Source organism: Pseudomonas batumici (assembly GCF_000820515.1).
Taxonomy (GTDB): Bacteria; Pseudomonadota; Gammaproteobacteria; order Pseudomonadales; family Pseudomonadaceae; genus Aquipseudomonas; species Aquipseudomonas batumici.
In genome coordinates this window covers 1-17,814 of sequence record NZ_JXDG01000045.1, presented here as the reverse complement: position 1 = coordinate 17,814, position 17,814 = coordinate 1, and the positions used below count along the sequence as shown (strand labels likewise).

The window sequence follows — 17,814 nt, the reverse complement described above, 5'->3', positions numbered from 1 at the left end:
ACACGAGCACAACAGGCGTTACGGACTTGATCCGCGCTCGGGTATGGAAGCAGCGTGGCGTCCGATTTTCTACTGCCGTTTAAGGCTATTTCAAATAACGCGGGCAACACGTGAAAGGATGAGTGGAGCGGCATGGTGAGTGTGAGAAGAGGCGTTCTGTGTAATGCCGTTGTGTGTAGTGTATTTTTTGTTGGCATTGGCCAATGCTTGGCTTTCGAACCGGGACCGATTGATCCATTGCGACAGTTGGATGTCGTACCCACAACGCCTGCCAATCGGATGTTTGATCCGTCGGTAGCAACGGATGAATCGCCCCGGGTTTCGTAGACACCTCTATGCCTTAGAATGAGGCCAATCAGGAGGTGCCATGAGCAACCCGCGTTACACCGAAGAATTCAAAATCCAAGCGGTCAATCAAGTGACCGAAAAGCAGCTTCCCGTGGCAGACGTTGCGGCACGCCTTGGCGTATCGACTCACAGCCTTTATGCGTGGATCAAGCGCTACAGCAAGCCTCAGGAAACCCGTCAGCAAGACGATGATCAGCAAGCTGAGCTTCGTCGCCTGCGAGCGGAGCTCAAGCGGGTCACGGAAGAGCGAGATATCTTAAAAAAGGCCGCCGCGTACTTTGCCAAGGAGTGCGGCTGAAGTACGCCTTTATCAAGCAGCAGGCCGCCGATTATTCCATTCGACGGCTTTGCCTGGCGCTGAAGGTCCACCCCAGTGGTTACTACGCGTGGTTGTCTGAGCCGCAATCTGTGCGCGCCAAAGACGATCAGCGCCTGCTGGGTTTGATCAAGCATTCGTGGCTGGAGAGCGGCGGCATTTATGGCTATCGCAAAATCCATGACGACCTGCGTGAAGTTGGTGAGGACTGTGGCCGCCACCGAGTCGCTAGATTGATGCGTCTTGAGGGGTTGCGCTCTCAGACAGGGTATCGCCGGCGCCCAGGGAGGTACGGAGGTAAACCAGCGGTCGCCTCACCCAACTTGCTAAAGCGCCAGTTTGATGTAGTCGAACCCAACAAGGTCTGGGTAACAGACATCACCTACATTCGCACGTATGAAGGTTGGCTGTATTTGGCTGTGGTGCTGGACTTGTTTTCTCGTCAAGTTGTTGGCTGGTCGATGAAATCGCAGATGACCAGCGACTTGGCTATTGATGCATTATTGATGGCTGTCTGGAAGCGTAAGCCAAAACAGGAGGTGATGATTCACTCCGACCAGGGCAGCCAGTACAGCAGCTCCGATTGGCGCAGTTTTCTGAAGGCCAACAACCTGGTTGCGAGCATGAGTCGTCGAGGTAACTGCCACGACAACGCGGTAGCTGAGAGTTTTTTCCAGCTTCTGAAACGGGAGCGGATCAAGCGGAAAATCTACACCACGCGGCAAGATGCTCGTAGCGATGTGTTCGATTACATCGAGATGTTCTACAACTCAAAACGCCGACATGGTTTCAACAATCAGCTATCACCGGTAGAGTTTGAAAAGCGTTACGCAATGAGCTTTCAGGGTGTCTAGAAAATCCGGGGCGATTCATTGCGGACATGAAAACTGAGTACCCGGAACGCGTATCAGATGTGGCGTTCGACACGATTTCGGCGGTCTGGTAGCTACAATCGTTGCACCAGAGCTGGGTGGAGGGGGCTCTGCTCGGTGCTATGCTGTGTTGGCAGGGGCTACAAGGAAAACGACTACGCCAAGAGTTTATGTTGGTTCAGGTCAATGGGAGCTATGCCAGACTGAATCCAGTTGTTATGAGTCAATAGATACACCACTAGCTGCATGGAGGCGAGAATGGGATTTTACGCACGGCTACGTGATAAAAGAAATGATGACGATCACTTGCAAAAATGTGTGGAGAACGTCGTTGATCAGCTCGAGTCCGCGAAAGATCCTAATAAGCCGGGGATGCTGCTAGGGAAGATTCAGTCAGGCAAGACGCGTGCCTTTCTAGGTGTCATCGCGCGTGCATTTGATCGCGAATATGATATTGCCATTATTTTAACAAAGGGGACGAGAACCCTCGCCAATCAAACCGTAAAGCGTATCGGCCGAGATTTTAAAGAGTTTATTGATGGCGACGAAATTGTACTGTTCGATATCATGGCTGCGCCGTTACCACTTACTAAATCCGAGCGCAGACGAAAAATAGTAATTGTTGCTAAGAAACAGGCGCAAAATCTGGATAGGATTCAAAAGCTTTTTGAGGGGGAGCACCCCGAGCTGAAAGAGCGCCGCGTTTTAATTGTTGATGATGAAGCCGACATGGCAAGCATTAGATTCACCAAGAGGCAAGGTAAAGAGACATACGATCAAGGCACGATCGCAAATCAGATGGATGCGTTGCGTGGCAGTATAAAAGACGTATCTTTTCTCCAGGTGACGGCCACTCCTTATGCGCTCTATTTGCAGCCAGATAGTTATGAGGGAGCAAAAGAGGCAGAAGAGGTTTTTTATCCGAAGAGACCTAGCTTCACAGAGTTGCTGCCTATACATGACGCCTATGTTGGGGGGGAGGCATACTTTGGGGGATATGGAGCAGATGATCCTCGTCACTATCTTTATATGGAAGTTGAGGAGCGAGAGCATGACGCATTGAGATCTAATGATGGGCGAACTATCAGGGAGGATCGCCTCTGGACTAGTGATAATATCAAGGTTTTACGTCTTAGTCTTGTTACATTTTTGTTGTCAGTTGCGATTAGGAGGCGACAACAGCAAGAGCTGGATCAGCCTCTTCAGAAATATGCAATGATCATGCATAATGATACTCAGAGGGAAGCCCATAATTGGCAGTGGGAAACTGTTAAGAAGTTACGTGATGCATTTGAGGAGGCAGTTCAACAGAGGGATCATCGCCTTCGGGCTGTTTTTGAAGAGGCGTATAGTGATATCAGTAGGTCTGTTGATGCTGATCGTGGGCATCTTCCGGATAAGAAACTAGCATATAGTGATGTGTGTAAGCTGATAGATGATGGTGAGCTTAATGTCCAAAGAGTAAATTCGGATGTTCAGCTCGAGCCCCTCCTTGATCCTGAAACTGCAGAGCTAAAGTTGAGAGCTAAAGCCAATATTTTTATTGGTGGGAGCATCCTTGATCGAGGTATTACTGTTCCAAATCTCCTGGCTTTTTATTACGGTAGAAACCCCAAGAGGATGCAAGCAGATACAGTTTTGCAGCATTCCCGGATGTATGGTGCGAGGCCTCAAGCCGATCTTGCTGTGACCCGGTTCTATACTTCCCGAGGTGTGTATTCAAGACTGGTCCAAATACACAGTTTAGAAACCGCTCTTCGCGAAGCATTTGAGGACGGATCGCACGATCAAGGTGTTGTTTTTATTCAAAATGATGCAAGAAATGGAATTGTTCCTTGTGCGCCCAGCAAGATATCCCTTAGTGACGTAGTTGCTGTAAAGCCAAATGAAATTTTGACGCCTACTGGATTTAACACGGTGGCGAGTACGTACCTGAAAAAATTAGTCAAAGAAGCGGAAGAACTAATTCCTCAGGGCTGTATTGGTAGCAGGACCTTCTCCGAAATTGGTCTTAAAGATGCAGTAGCGCTTCTTGACATAATTTCAAGTTCCTTGGTGGCGGACGATTCGCCTGGATTCGACTGGGATGCCATGAAGGGGTTGCTTCATTATTATGCGAACAAGGCTTCTGGAAAAATACTAATTTTGGTCGAGGAGGGGCGGCAACTATCAAAGTCCGCGTCGGGCGACAGATCGGGTTTGTCAATTCTTGGTACCGCCGAACTTCGTAATTTGGTGAAGGCACCAACTAGGGTGGCCCCAGCCCTTGTTATTCTGCAACAAGAGGGTGGCCCAGCTCTTGGATGGAAAGCAGGACCATTTCTATGGCCAATGCTAGCGAGCCCGCCTCAAGCAAAATCTTGTGTGTTCGCAACAAAAACTGCCACGTAATTTCCATCGTTATTTGCTAATTGAGTAACTAGAATTGAGGTTATGTCGATCATAAAGGCATTAACTCTGCTCTCGCTTTGAGGGATCTACTCTTGAGCGAGGCTGAAAGGTACCTTCGAGGTTAACGAGGCCATGAGCGACTTGGTCAGGTCGGGAGAATAGGCAATCACAGATCTCCAAGGTACCCGTCGCCGCCTTATGCTGTCTATCTAGCCGGTAGCTTCAAGCTGTGAACACTGCCGGATGAGTGGACGAGGTCAATTATCGCGGGAATCAATCATGGTGGACAGTGTCACACCCGCTGAACGCAGCCATGTCATGTCTCTGGTGAAGGGGAAGAACACCCGGCCGGAGATGGTGGTGCGCAGGCTGGTTTATGGAGCCGGATTTCGATACCGCTTACATGGTGCCAAGCTGCCAGGGAAGCCCGATCTGGTTTTTGCTGGCAAGAAGAAGGTAATTTTTGTCCATGGGTGCTTCTGGCATCGGCATAAGAATTGCGCCCTGGCGCGCATCCCCAAATCTAATCAGGAATTCTGGCGAGCGAAGCTTGAAGGCAACCAAGTGCGCGATGAATCCAATCTCCAAAAACTGAGCGAAGCCGGATGGGACGCGTTAGTTATTTGGGAGTGCGAGCTACGAAATCTGGACGCGCTAGAGCAGCGCATTCGACTTTTCTTGGCGAAATCGGCTACGTAGCAGACTGGATAACCTCTCCTTGTGGGTAGTGCTCCTGTTCCTTGTAGATGATCACATAGCCTGGCAAAGCGGTGATTTGCCAATCATCCCCCAAAGCGCTTTTGACCTGGCGTAAAATGCTCCGAACGCTATTTTGCTCAGAGTGCAGTCGCACCGAAGCCCCCTCAAGATCGGGATGAGGCCTCTTGGACTTGCCACCCTTGTTCTGGAAGCGAATCGTATAGTCCAACTGATCTTTCAACTGCCTGAGGATTTCTGCTGCACTGTGATTCTCCGCTGGCTGGACGATCTCTACCTCAAAATCCAAGTCGATGGGATACAGGCTATCAAAGTGTTTGTCCTTGACCTCTGACTTGTCTCTGTTACGTCCGGGATCATTAGAGCCGAACCCACTGAGATTCCATGCGAGCGGATTCTTCAAGGCTCGGTAGTGTTTGATCAGTAAGTCCTCCAGATCCATGGCGGTGAAAACATAGACCCGCACAGCCTTGAAGCTGATCTGCTCCTGACTAAGGTTCAGCCGGGAGCGAATCTTCTTCGCATGGCGCGACAATCTACGTCGCAATCCCGCGTCTGCGTCTGTCTTTCCGACATAGACTAAGTCGCCATTGAGGAACAACTGGTAGACCCCTTGTGCCTCTGGCGTATTTGAAACCATTTCCTCTGTCAACGGCCCCGACGTCATCTCTTCGAACAGGTTCACCAGTTGTGTTAACAGCGCCGAAGGCAGGTCAAACTCCAGCTCCTTGAAATACTCCATGTGTTCTCTTTTTCCACCGCCCGTAATTTACCGTGATGATGGAATCAGGGAGTTCACTCCTGGCTCCTTTCATCACGGCGCCGTTGTATTACTCGCCCTCGGCCTCGATGAACTGAGCAGATAAACAGGCTGGTAGAACCCTCAGGTAGGTTTCGGCGTCTTGGGCAATCTGCGCCGCAGTCTCGGGTCGCTCCGCCAAACTCAGTGCCCAGGCACGTCCCGGGTGCAATACGTCCCAACGTGGCCGCATGCCTGCGTGTCGCCCTTTACCAGGGTTGTGGTTCCCGAAGCCGTCGATTAACGAGTTCCAAACAGGCGTGAATCTGGCGATGATCAGTGATTCGCCCAGTGGAATCCAAATATCGTCTACCACCAGAAAACGGCAGTGGAAGTCCTCAATATTAAGATTCTCGGCCGCCTTGATGCTCTCGGCGTGCTCTTTCAGCCGCTTGTGCAAAACCTTGCCAGCCGCCAACTCCTGATTCGCTCCCATTCGTGCTCCGGCGGGAACCGCCTTGCCCACATAGATTGGAAGCAGGAACTTGCCGTCACTGTTCAGGCGGGAAATTGGCTGATAGGCCGAAAAGTCCCCCGTGTAGTAGATCGCGTAGATTCCCGCGCCCTCGAATACAGGTAGATCGCTAAGCGGGTGAGCCTCCTTGCTTAACAAGGCCTCGGCGACACTGGCACCAAGGTTTTTTTTGTCCAACGGATTGAATGGAATGACCTTGCCTGTCACGCGCTCTTCCTTTTAATACCTTGTTCGATCTTGGCGAGTCGGGTTAACTCGGCCAATGCTAATTGCTCCGCGACACTGCTTGCCACGCGTTGTGCCAGGACGACTGGCACGGCATTTCCAAGCTGGCGCATGGTTTCGGTCCAGCTTCCATGAAAGCGGAAACCGTCGGGGAATGTTTGTATTCGTGCGCTTTCGCGGATGGTGAAGTAACGCACACTTCCATCGTCCCTCACCAGCATGTTTTCGCCACCAGGAACGCCATGGTCTCCCGCCTTCAGTGTCTTGGCTGGCAGATCTAAAGGGCTCCCGGTATGGCCTGGATAGACGCGCGCGCCCGGTTGGAACAGATGGTTAGGCACATGCAAGGCAGCTCGCGATTCCGGGTCGGGAAGACCTTGAATCGCATCGCGCACGGTTCGCCATGGCAGCGTCTGTGGTGGTTCCTTGGCCTGACGCAACTTGGCCACGCGCGTAGCAAATTTGGCGGGGCTTGCTGGTTGCGGAATTCCATGACGCTTCCAATATGCACCGGTGACCCACTGATCATAAAGCAGCGCATCGTGGCTATGTGTGGGGGCGGGGAATGACCACTCGATCCCAAGATCGTCACGGAAGCCAATGATGAACACGCGCTCGCGCTTCTGCGGAACCCCATAGTCGGCCGCGTTCACCAGTGTTGGGATCACGTTATACGTCAGTCCCTTGCCTTTGCGCTTGCCCGATGTTTTTTCAACCTGCAGACGCGCCAAGTGGTCGGCCCAGTCCTCGTCTTGGTTCGGAGGTAGTTCGGGAAACTCCAATTGCAATTGGATGTAGTGGAAGTAGTTCACGAATGTTGAGCGCGTCAGGCCTTTGACGTTCTCCACGATAAAAGCCTTGGGCCGAAGGTGGCGGATCACCTCGACCGTTGCGGGAAACATGTCCCGATTGTCCTGATGGGCCTTATGCTTGCCGCCGATTGAAAACGGTTGACATGGAGGGCCGCCCGCCAGCAGTTCAATATCCTGCGGAATTGAGGACCAGTCGAATTCGCGAACATCACCCTCGTGTAGATTCCAGCCCGCCAGGATGGGATAACCACGCTTCTGGTTTTCTCTCACGGTATCGCAGGCCCATTTGTCCCACTCCACCACGGCGAGATGCTCAAAACCGGCAATCTCGCATCCCATCGCAAGCCCGCCGGCGCCAGCGAAAAGCTCAACCGATTTCATTGCATTACTCCATCACCAGAGAACTGGCTCTCTATCCAACAGTTTAACGGTGGTCGCATGCTTTTAAGCCTCTAGGCCAGAGAACGCCGAGCGCCCGTGTGTTTGCGTGGTTTCTACAGGGCGCTCACACCGGTCTGATGGGGTTTCAATCAAGGCCAGTTCCATTCCCACTGCGGCTAGAACGGCTAAGAGCTTTCGGCTGCCGAACTCGGAGGTTCGGCCTCGCTCGAAGCGGGACAAAGATTCGGCCGTCACACCGCTACGTTTGGCAACATCCAATTGCTTCAGGCCCAGCGCGCGGCGTCTAGTCGCCACCTCCGCACCAAGCTCTCGCAGTGTTCGCATACGTCATCTCCAAGCGAGCAACACGCCGACGCGATTATTGATGTATACATCAAGATTGGCAAGGTACGTGTTTCATTCCAAAGGAGTTTTGTCACGCTCCTCTGTCCCTCCGTCGAGTTCGCGGGTTATGCCACGCATCTCCGTTTGCAGCGTTGTTTCTAGGCGCACACGTGCCCTAGAGGGCGACGTGACCGGGCATGTGATTGAAGGAGCCTGTCAGGTGTTGAACTGCTTCGAGCGACTGCAGGAGTCCCGCGAAGCCCAAGTGTTTACTTGCATCGTGCAGGTTCTCAAGTGCGGTGAGCCGCAGTCATACTGGGGCAGGGTGGGTTCAATAGGCAGGAACAGGAACGTGACGCTTCTGTGTGCTGATGTGATGATCCAGAGCTTTTTCGCCGCTCCAGGTAACTCTCTCCAGTCACCGCAGAGGTGGCGGTCAAGATAGATCTCTACGTCCAACAGGTTTTGCACGAGCGCCTCTACACCATAGGTCCTCACGATTTCACTGAGAGAAAAGAACTCTCCAGGAATCCGCTTTTCAAGCGCCTCGGCTTCATATCTGAGCATGGACCCAGTGCCAACTTCACGCCTGAGGGTACGGTGAACTCAGCAGCAATGGTGTGTGCCTGCTGAAAAATACCTGCTGATTTTGCGAATTCCCCTACGAGCATGTCTCGTATCCATCTGCAAAGCTGATGGGGCAGCAGGCCCCCAAGGCACTGAAGCAAGCCCAATCATGAGTGCAGGGAAGGTGTGAATATGGACGAGAGGAAGAATCAAGGATTTGCTTACCGACTGGGCTATCGCCTTGGGCGCCTGCAGGGCACCTGTCGCAGGATTGAAACCACCCTGGTTCGGTGGTTTCAAAAGAAAAGCATACCGCCTATGGCAACGCGGTCTGTGTGTTGGATCGTGAATCTGGCCGTTGCAGGGCTGCTTTTGTACCTGGCGTTTTGGGTTGCATTGTTCGTGTTAGGTGCCTTAGCCATTGCGGCCGCTGCAGCCATGGCACCCGATCATGACGATGCCTCAGAACCTATGGCGAGTTTCGACAGTGAAGGGCTTTGTCCTGACCCTGACTCACTTGAGTACATGAACGACCCGAGGTTTGATCATGACCTATAGTCTTGGGCGGCCCGCTATTAATAGTTATTTGAGGATTTTCTGTATCGTGCCTTTGCCTTTCTCCCCTTGCTGCTGGGCTCCGCTGGTTGCATCCATTAGCCCTTTAAGGACTGTTCCTGTTCGTACGCCGGCCCAAGATAAGGCGCTCATCCAAAATGTTGGCAGCACAATAAACAATGCGGCCATCACATAGTTCAGCAGCATATCTGCCACCGTGTTGTTCAGTCCCATCAGCGGGTTCAGGCTGGAGTGGGGTGAGTTCCAGCCGTACAAGGCGTCAAGGATGGTGGTGTCGATCCAGCGGGCGAGCTGGAACCAGAAGTCTACGAAGATCATCGCGAACTGCACCACCGACACCGTGACGGCGGCTTTCACGTCGTAGGTGCTGAACATCAGCACCAGCGGTATGCAGATCACCAGGGCCATCTTCAGTGCTGCCATCACCATGGGCAGGGCCTGGCGCACAACGTCCATGGCCGGGAAGTAGGCCGTGGTGCCTACAGTCAGTCCCACGCTACCGGTCGCGCGGCTCATGACGTTGAACATTGATCCACCCACCTGGCCACCGTAGTCGGTGTAGACCTTGCCCTGCGTCATATGCTGACTGCTCGGCGACACCACCTGCCGAATGATCGCGTCATTCACTTTCTCCTGGGGCATGAAGCTGGCCCACCGGATAAAGCGATCCAGCAGGCTGCTGTCCACCTGGGTGAGCAACCGCGTCCGAAGCCCCTGGCCACTGTCGGCCCACCACTGGTTGCAAGTCGGGTAACCGCCGCCATGGCTGACCTCGGCCAACCCCATGTCTCGCACCGGGTCGTAGGGCCACTCGGCCCGTGGGGTCTTGGAGTGGTAGGTGTCGTAGTAGCCGGATTGCTGGTTGAAATACTGAGAGCCGATCCAGTTGATGTCGTGGGTCTGTTCGTCGGTGAGTGTGGGGCGGCTCATGAACAGCTTGGCCCGGGCGTAGCCGTAGCAGTCGTTGGTGAAGTCGGCGACCTCTTGCGTGAGCACCGGGTCATGCAGCCGGGTGGTGTTGACCTGCATACGCATCTGCCGCAGATCCGTTCCGCACGGAATAGCCGCCACTGCCGCACCGGTCACCGCCTTGGACATCGAATGCACGAACCACCACCAAACCGGCACGCGGGCGCTCTGGTTGTTCAAGGACGTGAAGGAGCGACCCCAGCCGGTGTCCTCGGGTGCCGGCACCTGGTACTGGCATTGCTGTGAACGGCTGTCATCGAACTGCAGCGTCGTGAGGTTGAGCTCAATGAAGGGCACACCCGCAAACATGATCACGGCGGTGGCCAGCCATAGGCGGTTCTCGATGCGGGTGGCTGCGAGCAGACCTTTGTTGCCCTCATCGGCACCTTCATCGCGGGCCCTGAGCCATTCCTGGAGCAGGATCGCAAAGATCGGTAGGGCGAAGAGCCCGGAGTCCATCAGCACGTCCCAGATGCCGTTGCCGACGAGCCAGCCCACGAGGGTCAGGTAGTACTCCAAGTAGTCGTTGGTGTAGAGCGTCATGTCAGCCTCCTAGCTGGGTGTAAGCGCGGGACATCTCCATCAGGACCAAGGCCAGCACGACCGCGATTTCGGCTTTGCGCCATCGCAGGTTTGCCCCCGGTTTTCGCTTGAGCAGACGCGCGCGGTACTTGAGCCACCCCAGCAGGGCAACGCTGTAGAGCCCCATGCGCCAGGCAAAGAAATACCAATAGGTGTGAGCTCTCCAGGCCTGCCAGGCCGGCAACCCCTGCATCACATACACGCCACCCAGGTTGAAAGCGGCCGCGATGAGGATGACCAACAAGGCGACGGCGATGGGGGCCCAGACACCCCAGCCTTTGAAGCGAGAGAAGAAGGGTGTGTTCATGGTCGTTGAGTCCTTCTGCCGCTGTTGATGTCCTTCTCCACCGCTTCGAGGCGGTTGGTGTCCGGGTCGCCTTCGTAGATGGTGCGTGAGTTGTCCTTACGCTCGGTATGGCGGGCGATGATGGCGGCTGGGGAATTGCTGGTGAGGGCGCGGCGCAGTTCAAGTTCGGTGCGCAGGTTGGTGATCTCCTGTTGCAGGGACTCACGCTCCTGGTTCACTGCGGCCGTGGCGATCTCGTTGGCGGCGACATTGGGTTCCTTGTTGCCGGCCAACAGGGCGCGCTGTAGCAACAGCGCTTTTTCCAGCACGCTGGTGACGGCGATCTCCGACGCCAGGCGCTGGGCCAACAGCTCCTGGTCGGGCTCATCGCGCAGCGCGGTGATGACGCCCCGGGTGATGGGCATTGAGCTGCTGCCTGCCGCGGCGAGGTTCTCCAGGCTGGGTGGTTGGGTACCGGCAATGAGCGCTTGCAGCGACTGGAGTTTGCTTTCGTACTCCTCCTGAATCAAAGGCGTCAGGCCCACGCCTGCGGTGGTGCTGCTCTTAGTGCAGCCTTCGCAGGTCTGCTGCTCCACTTCGCCCAGGACACGGTTAGCGAACGTGGCGGCCTCATCGGGTGAGCGCCATACACCGCAGAGCATGCCGTTGTTGCAGTCGGCGGGGGCAATGGCTCCCGTCTCCGTGGCGCCACGGCCGTTGAGGAGGTTGTAACCGGCCTTGGTGACCGTGTTGACCACCCGGATCGGTGGCTGACTTCGGCCACCGGCTTTATCACCGCCCACCCAGGGAATACCGGTATTGCCTTTATCCGACTCGGCCTGGGCCGTCACCGCGACGGCATCGCGGTTCTGGCCCATGGCTTCCTTGAGCGCCTGGCCTTCAGCGAGCGAGCCCCAGCCACTCTGGCTGCCAGCCACGTTGACCATGCGCTCGGCCATGGCGCGGCAACTGGCCTTGGAGCGATCGAAGTCCAAACGGGCCTGCAAGATGCCGTTGGTGAGCAGGTTGTACAGGGCCGGGTCCGCCCGCTGAATGATCAGCGCCGGCAGTGAGGCGACGGCGCCGGTGGCGTTCTGAATCAGGCTGCCCATGATGCTCTGAAAACCATCGGTGAGCCCGTTGAGTTGGTTGTGCAGGGTGGTGGACAGGTCCATGTTTCCGCACATGAGGTTGCTGTTCCAACCCATGCCCACTCCGATGCTGCGCATGTTGCCCGCGCGTCCCATAGACACGGCATTGCCGCCGCCAATTCGGTACAGCACGTCGTCACCGATCACACTGCCGGTGCTGCTAAAACTGGGTGGCGCCGCGAAGGCAGGCAAGCCCGAGAGGGCCGTGAAGAGGACCAGCCAGGGACCGGCTGAAGACCGTTGAAACACTGACATCCGAGTCATGGGTGAAGCTCCGTTTCGTAAGAGACAATGGAAAGACGGGAAAGGCGTTATTGAGGTCCGGTGCTGCCGAGAAAGGTCTGACCCTCTTGCTTGCAGCAGGTGTAGGGGCGCCACAGCGACCAGGCGTAACCGCCGTCCTGGGCCTGAAGGTGAGGGCCCGGGTGAGGAAAGACCGAACAGGAGGGACTGAGCACCGGTGTCAGCGACTGCCACTTGCCCGTGCGGGGATCGGATTCACGCAGGTCCCCCGCGGGCCAGTAACCTGGGCTCGGCAGAGCCAGAAGCGGCCGGTAGACATGCAATTGGCCCGGGCGGGTGACGATGTCGCCCGCGCGTTGGGCCATCACGGCAGAGGCCTTGTAGTCATCGGGCTGGTGCAGGAAGCCGCTGCGCGGGTAGACGCTGCCCCACAAGTTCAGTGACAGTCGGCTGCCGATTTCACGCAGGCCTGGAATCAGCGAAGGCGGGTAGATGCTTTCCGGAATGCCATGGCGCCAGCCGAGGGTGTCCAGCGTGCTGAGCAGGTTGGGTACATAGGGTGTGCCGGCACCCGCGCAGGTGTAACCCGAACCGCTGGCAAAGGCATTGAACGCCGCGATGCCTGGGTGACCGATCACATCGACGTTCTTGAAGACCGAGAGGTTGTTCTCGTTCACGTTGTTGGTGGTGCCGCTGCCACCGCCTTGGGCCGTCGGGTTGGCCGGGCTCAGGAGCCTGACTTCGGTCCAGGGATTCTGGCCCGTTGAGGAATAACTGGAGACCACAGCATCGGGTACGTAATGCCGGACCTTGGCCGATGTCTTGACGCTACAGCCGAAGGGCGTGCACCGCAGCCAATAGCACACCCCTACGACCTGATACTCCAGGCAGCTCGGAGACGATACCGAAGGGACGATGGTGGCGGTGTCCAGGGCGAGGCTCGGGATCGAGTAGGGAAGGGCCAGGAGAACCGCTACCCACGACCTAACACGCTTACGCGGCAAACCCATACTCATGGCTGATCCCTCCTGAACTGCTCAATCTTCGCGAGCGCTCGCTCAAGGTTTGGATCGCCGTAGACGACGTAGCGCTGGTCAACGACAACGGCTGGCATCTTGGTGACGCCGAGGCTCCAGGCTTCCACCACGTCCTGGTGGGCCTGGCTGATCTCGGCCGCCGCTTCGGTTGTGAGGCTTTCCTGAAAGAGAGCCTGCGCCAGGGCAGGATCCGCCGGCAGTTGACCGGACAGCACAGCCTCCAGGTGATCAAGACGATCCAGGTGAATCAGGCGAACGTCCGCCGTCACCTCAACGGGATGGGCTGAGTCCGTGATGACCCAGGTGCTGGCGAAACAAGAGGGGGCAATGGTCAGCAAGGCAGACAGGCCGAGCGAAGGAAAAGAAGGCGATAGCGTCATAGCAAAGGTCCGGGTAAGAGAAACCCGGATCGTCTCCAATACGACGCACGATCACAGCAAGAAAACAGGATTAGGGGGAGGGGCTTTTTTGGAAGGTGTGTGGTGGGACTTTCCGTGAATACTAAGGTGCGCGGGCCTGTAAGCTATTCAGGAGGCCCGCTGCCAACTCTCTCAGGATCGTCCGCGATTCGCCACCAATCCTGACAGAGAGCCCCATGACTGCCCCCATCCGCCGTGCAACATCCCTTCGCCCTGGACAATTCAAACACCTAATCCGCGTTGCTTCCGTCACAGGCCGCATGCCTGAGCGTGACGTGATGCTGCTATGGCTCACGCACACCACCGGCATTCGCGTCACCGAGCTGGCCTTGCTGGAGGTCGCAGATGTGCTGTATCCCAGCGGAGCCATTAAGCCCGAAGTATATCTACGCGCAGATATCACCAAGGGCTGTCGGCCGCGCAATGTGTACCTGACCCATCCACGATGCCGCGCCGCCTTGGAGGGGTGGATCGCATTTCGCTTGCGCCGCCGCTGGGGCCTTTCCGGCACCGAAGAATACCTAGGGCTACGCCCAGGTTCCAAGCTGGTCACCACACACAAGGGCCAAGCCTTTGAACTGGCGTTCAAGCACCGTGAACTGGACGGAGGGCCAGAGGTTTACCGGGCCTGTGATTCGCTCCAGCAGACTATCAGCAGGCTATACCGGCAGGCCGGTATCAAGCAGGGATCTTCGCATAGCGGCAGGCGCTCCCTAGCGGCCAAGGTGCTAGCGGCAACAGGCGATGTTGAGACGGTGCAGACCATTCTTGGCCATTCCTGTCTTGATCACAGCAAGCCTTATTTGACCGTAGACCAAGCGACAATTCGACATGCATTCGAGGTTGCACTGGCATAGCGACATCAGTAGTGTCTGTAGGGTGTGCCTCAGTGCATGAATCGATCTAGACGCTAGCAACACCGAGATGCACAAAGCGCCGCTTACATACGGTGCCCCCAAGGTCCGTATCTTTTAGGCATAAGGACACCGCATGGACAGCTATCAGAATCCCGAGCCAGGAAAGACATACATCAGTCCTCAACTAGATTCTTTCGGCGACAAAGAGAGGAAGGTCAGGATCGCGACCAAGTTGATTGAGCATCCCGAGACCTATGCTTTCGCCAAAATCAAAAACGAGCTTGTACTTCGTCACAAAGACGGCGCGAAAAGCTGCATAACGGCTAAGTTCTTTGAAGATGATCGAAAGATGTTCGTACTGAACATCCAAGGTTACACGGTAGCCACAGACAAGCCCCACAATGCGAGTTTTTCATTTATAGGGGATGAAATCGGAAAACTTGTGGAATTTCTGCATCACGTCCAATCGATGCCTCTTGAGGGGCGCGGGCCTAAGAAGGTAACGGACGAGAATCTTCGCGGGCTTGTTTTATCCAGCAACCAAGCAAGAGCCATGTTACAGGATAACCAAGAACTTTTTGCTGAGGTGATAAAGTCAGCCGTAACAAAGGAGGACATCATCGCAGTTGGCTACCGCAAACGTCAGCTTGAGGCGTTCGAGAGGTTGCTAAACGACGAAGCGTATTTTGAAAAGATTAGAACGAGTCTCAACTGTAAAGACGAGATGCTATGGCAACGGTTTTTCGAAAAAAATCCTTGGATCTTTGGCTATGGCCTAAGCTACATTTATGCCTCATCATTAGATGATAAGAAGCTAGAACAAGTTGTGCAAGGATATTCCATATCCAATCATGGAAAGCGGGCGGATGGGCTACTCAAAACGAGAGGTATGATTTCAAGTCTTTGCTTTGCTGAAATCAAGACTCACAAAACGCCTCTTCTCCAGAGTAGGCATTATCGCGCCGGATGTTGGGCTCCGTCCAACGAACTAGCAGGCGGGGTCTGTCAAACTCAAGTAACCGTTTCATCGGCTGTAGACTCAATCCAGGCTAAGCTAGCGATAACTGACGAAAGCGGAAACCCGACAGGCGAAGAAGCATTTAACTACATGCCTAAATCTTTCCTTGTCATCGGTAGCCTGCAAGAGTTTGTTAGCGAGCATGGTATAAACCAAGAGAAATACAGGTCATTTGAGATGTATCGACGGAACACCAGCAATCCAGAAATCATAACTTTCGATGAGCTTTATGAGCGCGCCCGATTTATCGTAACGCAGCATGACCGATAATCGACGCGCTTTCAGAAGTTCACTCTTGAATCCAGAGGGATTATGCCCGGTCCCATGCCGGGGTGCCTCGCCCAGCGCGGAAAAATCGAGTAACGCCCAAGCCCAGCCATGTGCTGGGCCGAGGCCGTAGGAGAGGCGCAATTTTGTGCCTTGAGTAAATGACGAACAGAAGGGAAGACTTGAATGGGACTGAAGAACAGCGAAAGCCAAATCGGAGTTTTGAGGGCTGCTGCGCATTTCATCCGGACCGGGCGTATGGATCTAGGGGCAGAACTGGTAGAGGAATTGTGCCCTCATAACGTGCATGTTACCGGTGTGGGTGACTTCGACCGTTGCCAGCTAGTGCGGTTGAACCTGGAGCGTGGGTTCAAGTTGGAAGGGCTTGATTCCATTGAGCCAGGTTTCGACCACGAAAAGCGCTGACACGACGAGCATGGCCGAAACCGTCGAAGTAAGCAGGAAAAGTAGCAGTACCGCCCAAGCCCAGTCATACGCTGGGCCGAGGCCGTAGGAGAGGGCAATTTCTTGCCCCCTGGATTGAGCAGGGAACCCCCTATGTATCCGAAACGGCAACATTTCAACCTACTAAAACCCATCACGGAATCAGCGTACCACGGCCTGAAAGGCTATCTAGATAGCCTTTTCGACCAATCTCGATTGGTAGCCGCAGGTTTGATGTGGCCCCATGAAAGCTTGGACTTCCATGTCAATTGCATCAAGGAAGGGGATTCTTGCTATGCATCTTTCGCTGTATCGGTGTCTTCGCCAGCGGTGCCGGACATCATTCTTTCGGATCGCCTATTCGATGTGGTCGTAGATCGCTTCAGAAGCACCACTCATGATGTTTATGTTATCGGTGAGCCGGGTAGCGGCGCCCTAAACCTTGTAAGCAAAGGTACATAGGAAAGGTTATGGATATCATCGCATTACTACAGCAGGCGCTGGACGCTTCAAACAAACTTCGCGACTTAGCCAAAAAAGTTGGCGATGCTGATTTTAAAATGCTCGTTGCGGATCTGCATTCGGCTCTTGGTGACGCAAAGCTTGAATCCGCCGAACTTAAATTGAAGCTCGCGGCGGCTCAAGATCAGATAGCCCTTCTCCAGGCACAGGTTAAGCAGAAGGCAGCTGGAAAGCCGACCTATACAAGCGAAGGCGTTTACAGTTTTGATGGAGAGACTGGAAGATTTTGCACCTCTTGTTGGGATGTTGGTGAGCGTCAGGTGAGGCTTACCAGCATGTCACCTGAATTCGATTTCGCAGGTAAATGGAAGTGCCCCAAGTGCAAAGCGCACTATGGTGCTTAGGACTGATCCAATCTGATGGGAATTGGCCGGGTACAACCCGCTGTAAAGTACAGCCGGATGAGCAAGGTCATGAGTTTTTCATCGAATCGTGGAGAATGATAATGCTTTGGAAAAAACTTCGGGCCCATACTAGTCATTATCAATATGTGGCGGTTTTAGAGGCAGAGGAAGTAGGCAATAGGAATATGCTTTACGGCCAAAGAGAGTTTCGTCTGATGCTAGCCGATGGTACTACCGTTAAGCACACCTTTGAGGGAGAAGAATATCAGCAATGGTGGTCCTCCTTTTTGAAGGGCGGCCAAGTTGTTAACCCGTAGGAAAAGACCATGAATGCAATCAGGACAGAGCTTGAGAAGGTGGCCCTTGCGTGCAGGGTTGGGCTCATTAGCCTCGTTGATGCAAAGGGCTCAACCTTTAACGGATTCCCCTCAGGCGCGTGCGGGGTCGCTTCTGACATTTTGGGGCGAGTAGTTTGGGAAACGCTTCAGTATGAAGGGGAGTACGTCTGCGGTACACGTCACCCAAAGCTGAAAGACGGAGCAACCCACGCATGGTTTGAGGTCGGTGATTTCATCATTGATATCACATACGACCAGTTTCAAGCTACTGGACTATTCGGCTGGGTTTTCGACCGTAACGATGGCTGGCATGCGCAGTTCCGATCCCAGGAGCGACGTCAGGGGTTTTGCATGCCCTCCGGGTGGCCGGCATACCCGTTGGATGGCTACAAGGCTGCCCGCGACGAGGCCAAGAAAGTAGGCCTGATCTGTAAGCCGGATTAAGTAGGAAAAAGACCGATGGCCATCAAAGTTACCTTCAAGCCAGATGGGAGCGAGTTTCGGGCTCCTGGC

At 54.7% G+C, this 17,814-nt stretch carries 20 protein-coding genes; 10 read left to right on the top strand and 10 right to left on the bottom strand.

Going from position 1 to position 17,814, the window contains the following annotated elements; translation table 11 throughout:
- Positions 1 to 367: 367 nt before the first annotated feature.
- The 3 genes from UCMB321_RS17315 to UCMB321_RS17305 all read left to right on the top strand — a co-directional run bounded on the left by UCMB321_RS17315 (position 368) and on the right by UCMB321_RS17305 (position 4,626).
- Positions 368 to 1,518 (top strand): IS3 family transposase gene (locus UCMB321_RS17315; protein ID WP_157015989.1). Its coding sequence is split into 2 segments (ribosomal slippage): positions 368 to 602 and positions 602 to 1,518, totalling 1,152 coding nucleotides; the frame shifts between segments, so codons are not numbered across the junction.
- 276 nt (positions 1,519 to 1,794) lie between these two features.
- Positions 1,795 to 3,927: a Z1 domain-containing protein gene (locus UCMB321_RS17310; protein ID WP_040069094.1), complete on the top strand. Its 2,133-nt coding sequence runs from the start codon at positions 1,795 to 1,797 to the stop codon at positions 3,925 to 3,927.
- A 279-nt stretch (positions 3,928 to 4,206) separates the two neighbouring features.
- Positions 4,207 to 4,626 (top strand): DNA mismatch endonuclease Vsr, encoded by a 420-nt coding sequence (locus tag UCMB321_RS17305; RefSeq protein WP_052451289.1) that lies wholly within the window; start codon positions 4,207 to 4,209, stop codon positions 4,624 to 4,626.
- On the opposite strand, the gene UCMB321_RS17300 is transcribed toward UCMB321_RS17305, so the two are convergent.
- The 5 genes from UCMB321_RS17300 to UCMB321_RS30775 form a co-directional block, all read right to left on the bottom strand.
- Positions 4,619 to 5,386, bottom strand: coding sequence for a GIY-YIG nuclease family protein (locus UCMB321_RS17300; RefSeq protein ID WP_040069092.1), 768 nt, complete (start codon positions 5,384 to 5,386; stop codon positions 4,619 to 4,621). The two genes, UCMB321_RS17305 and UCMB321_RS17300, sit on opposite strands and share 8 nt — an antisense overlap.
- An 88-nt stretch (positions 5,387 to 5,474) precedes the next feature.
- Positions 5,475 to 6,125, bottom strand: a complete 651-nt coding sequence (locus tag UCMB321_RS17295) for an Eco29kI family restriction endonuclease (protein ID WP_040069090.1) — start codon at positions 6,123 to 6,125, stop codon at positions 5,475 to 5,477.
- Positions 6,122 to 7,336, bottom strand: coding sequence for a DNA cytosine methyltransferase (locus UCMB321_RS17290; protein WP_040069089.1), 1,215 nt, complete (start codon positions 7,334 to 7,336; stop codon positions 6,122 to 6,124). The genes UCMB321_RS17295 and UCMB321_RS17290 overlap by 4 nt, the downstream gene beginning before the upstream one ends.
- Before the next feature lie 63 nt (positions 7,337 to 7,399).
- Positions 7,400 to 7,681 carry a helix-turn-helix domain-containing protein gene (locus tag UCMB321_RS31800; RefSeq protein ID WP_084615088.1) on the bottom strand — a complete coding sequence of 94 codons (282 nt, stop codon included), beginning with the start codon at positions 7,679 to 7,681 and terminating at the stop codon, positions 7,400 to 7,402.
- A gap of 216 nt (positions 7,682 to 7,897) precedes the next feature.
- Positions 7,898 to 8,248, bottom strand: coding sequence for a hypothetical protein (locus UCMB321_RS30775; RefSeq protein ID WP_040069088.1), 351 nt, complete (start codon positions 8,246 to 8,248; stop codon positions 7,898 to 7,900).
- A 192-nt stretch (positions 8,249 to 8,440) separates the two neighbouring features.
- On the opposite strand from UCMB321_RS30775, the gene UCMB321_RS17275 reads away from it, so the two are divergent.
- Entirely contained in the window at positions 8,441 to 8,806 is a 366-nt protein-coding gene (locus UCMB321_RS17275) for a DUF3742 family protein (RefSeq protein ID WP_052451288.1), read from the top strand.
- A gap of 24 nt (positions 8,807 to 8,830) precedes the next feature.
- On the opposite strand, the gene UCMB321_RS17265 is transcribed toward UCMB321_RS17275, so the two are convergent.
- Genes UCMB321_RS17265 through UCMB321_RS17245 form a run of 5 tightly spaced genes read right to left on the bottom strand, consistent with a single transcriptional unit; the run spans position 8,831 to position 13,472 of the window.
- Complete coding sequence (locus UCMB321_RS17265) at positions 8,831 to 10,336, bottom strand: conjugal transfer protein TraG N-terminal domain-containing protein (RefSeq protein WP_040069086.1); 1,506 nt, start codon at positions 10,334 to 10,336, stop codon at positions 8,831 to 8,833.
- A gap of 1 nt (position 10,337) precedes the next feature.
- Positions 10,338 to 10,682: a hypothetical protein gene (locus UCMB321_RS17260; protein WP_052451287.1), complete on the bottom strand. Its 345-nt coding sequence runs from the start codon at positions 10,680 to 10,682 to the stop codon at positions 10,338 to 10,340.
- Positions 10,679 to 12,076, bottom strand: coding sequence for an integrating conjugative element protein (locus UCMB321_RS17255; protein WP_040069085.1), 1,398 nt, complete (start codon positions 12,074 to 12,076; stop codon positions 10,679 to 10,681). Before UCMB321_RS17255 ends, UCMB321_RS17260 begins: the two co-directional genes overlap by 4 nt.
- A gap of 47 nt (positions 12,077 to 12,123) precedes the next feature.
- The gene (locus tag UCMB321_RS17250) at positions 12,124 to 13,071 is read right to left on the bottom strand and encodes a TIGR03756 family integrating conjugative element protein (RefSeq protein ID WP_084615087.1); all 948 of its coding nucleotides are present in this window, start codon (positions 13,069 to 13,071) and stop codon (positions 12,124 to 12,126) included.
- Entirely contained in the window at positions 13,068 to 13,472 is a 405-nt protein-coding gene (locus tag UCMB321_RS17245; RefSeq protein ID WP_040069080.1) for a TIGR03757 family integrating conjugative element protein, read from the bottom strand. Before UCMB321_RS17245 ends, UCMB321_RS17250 begins: the two co-directional genes overlap by 4 nt.
- 215 nt (positions 13,473 to 13,687) lie before the next feature.
- Here UCMB321_RS17245 and UCMB321_RS17240 point away from each other — a divergent pair, with 215 nt between their 5' ends.
- From UCMB321_RS17240 to UCMB321_RS17215, 6 genes are all read left to right on the top strand, one after another.
- Complete coding sequence (locus tag UCMB321_RS17240) at positions 13,688 to 14,368, top strand: site-specific integrase (RefSeq protein WP_040069078.1); 681 nt, start codon at positions 13,688 to 13,690, stop codon at positions 14,366 to 14,368.
- Between the two features lie 133 nt (positions 14,369 to 14,501).
- Complete coding sequence (locus UCMB321_RS17235; RefSeq protein ID WP_040069076.1) at positions 14,502 to 15,656, top strand: Shedu immune nuclease family protein; 1,155 nt, start codon at positions 14,502 to 14,504, stop codon at positions 15,654 to 15,656.
- Between the two features lie 183 nt (positions 15,657 to 15,839).
- Positions 15,840 to 16,079, top strand: a complete 240-nt coding sequence (locus UCMB321_RS17230; RefSeq protein ID WP_040069074.1) for a hypothetical protein — start codon at positions 15,840 to 15,842, stop codon at positions 16,077 to 16,079.
- 488 nt (positions 16,080 to 16,567) lie between these two features.
- Complete coding sequence (locus UCMB321_RS17225) at positions 16,568 to 16,963, top strand: hypothetical protein (RefSeq protein WP_040069072.1); 396 nt, start codon at positions 16,568 to 16,570, stop codon at positions 16,961 to 16,963.
- Between the two features lie 101 nt (positions 16,964 to 17,064).
- Entirely contained in the window at positions 17,065 to 17,280 is a 216-nt protein-coding gene (locus tag UCMB321_RS17220; protein ID WP_040069070.1) for a hypothetical protein, read from the top strand.
- A gap of 9 nt (positions 17,281 to 17,289) precedes the next feature.
- Positions 17,290 to 17,745 carry a hypothetical protein gene (locus tag UCMB321_RS17215; RefSeq protein WP_040069068.1) on the top strand — a complete coding sequence of 152 codons (456 nt, stop codon included), beginning with the start codon at positions 17,290 to 17,292 and terminating at the stop codon, positions 17,743 to 17,745.
- Positions 17,746 to 17,814: the final 69 nt, after the last annotated feature.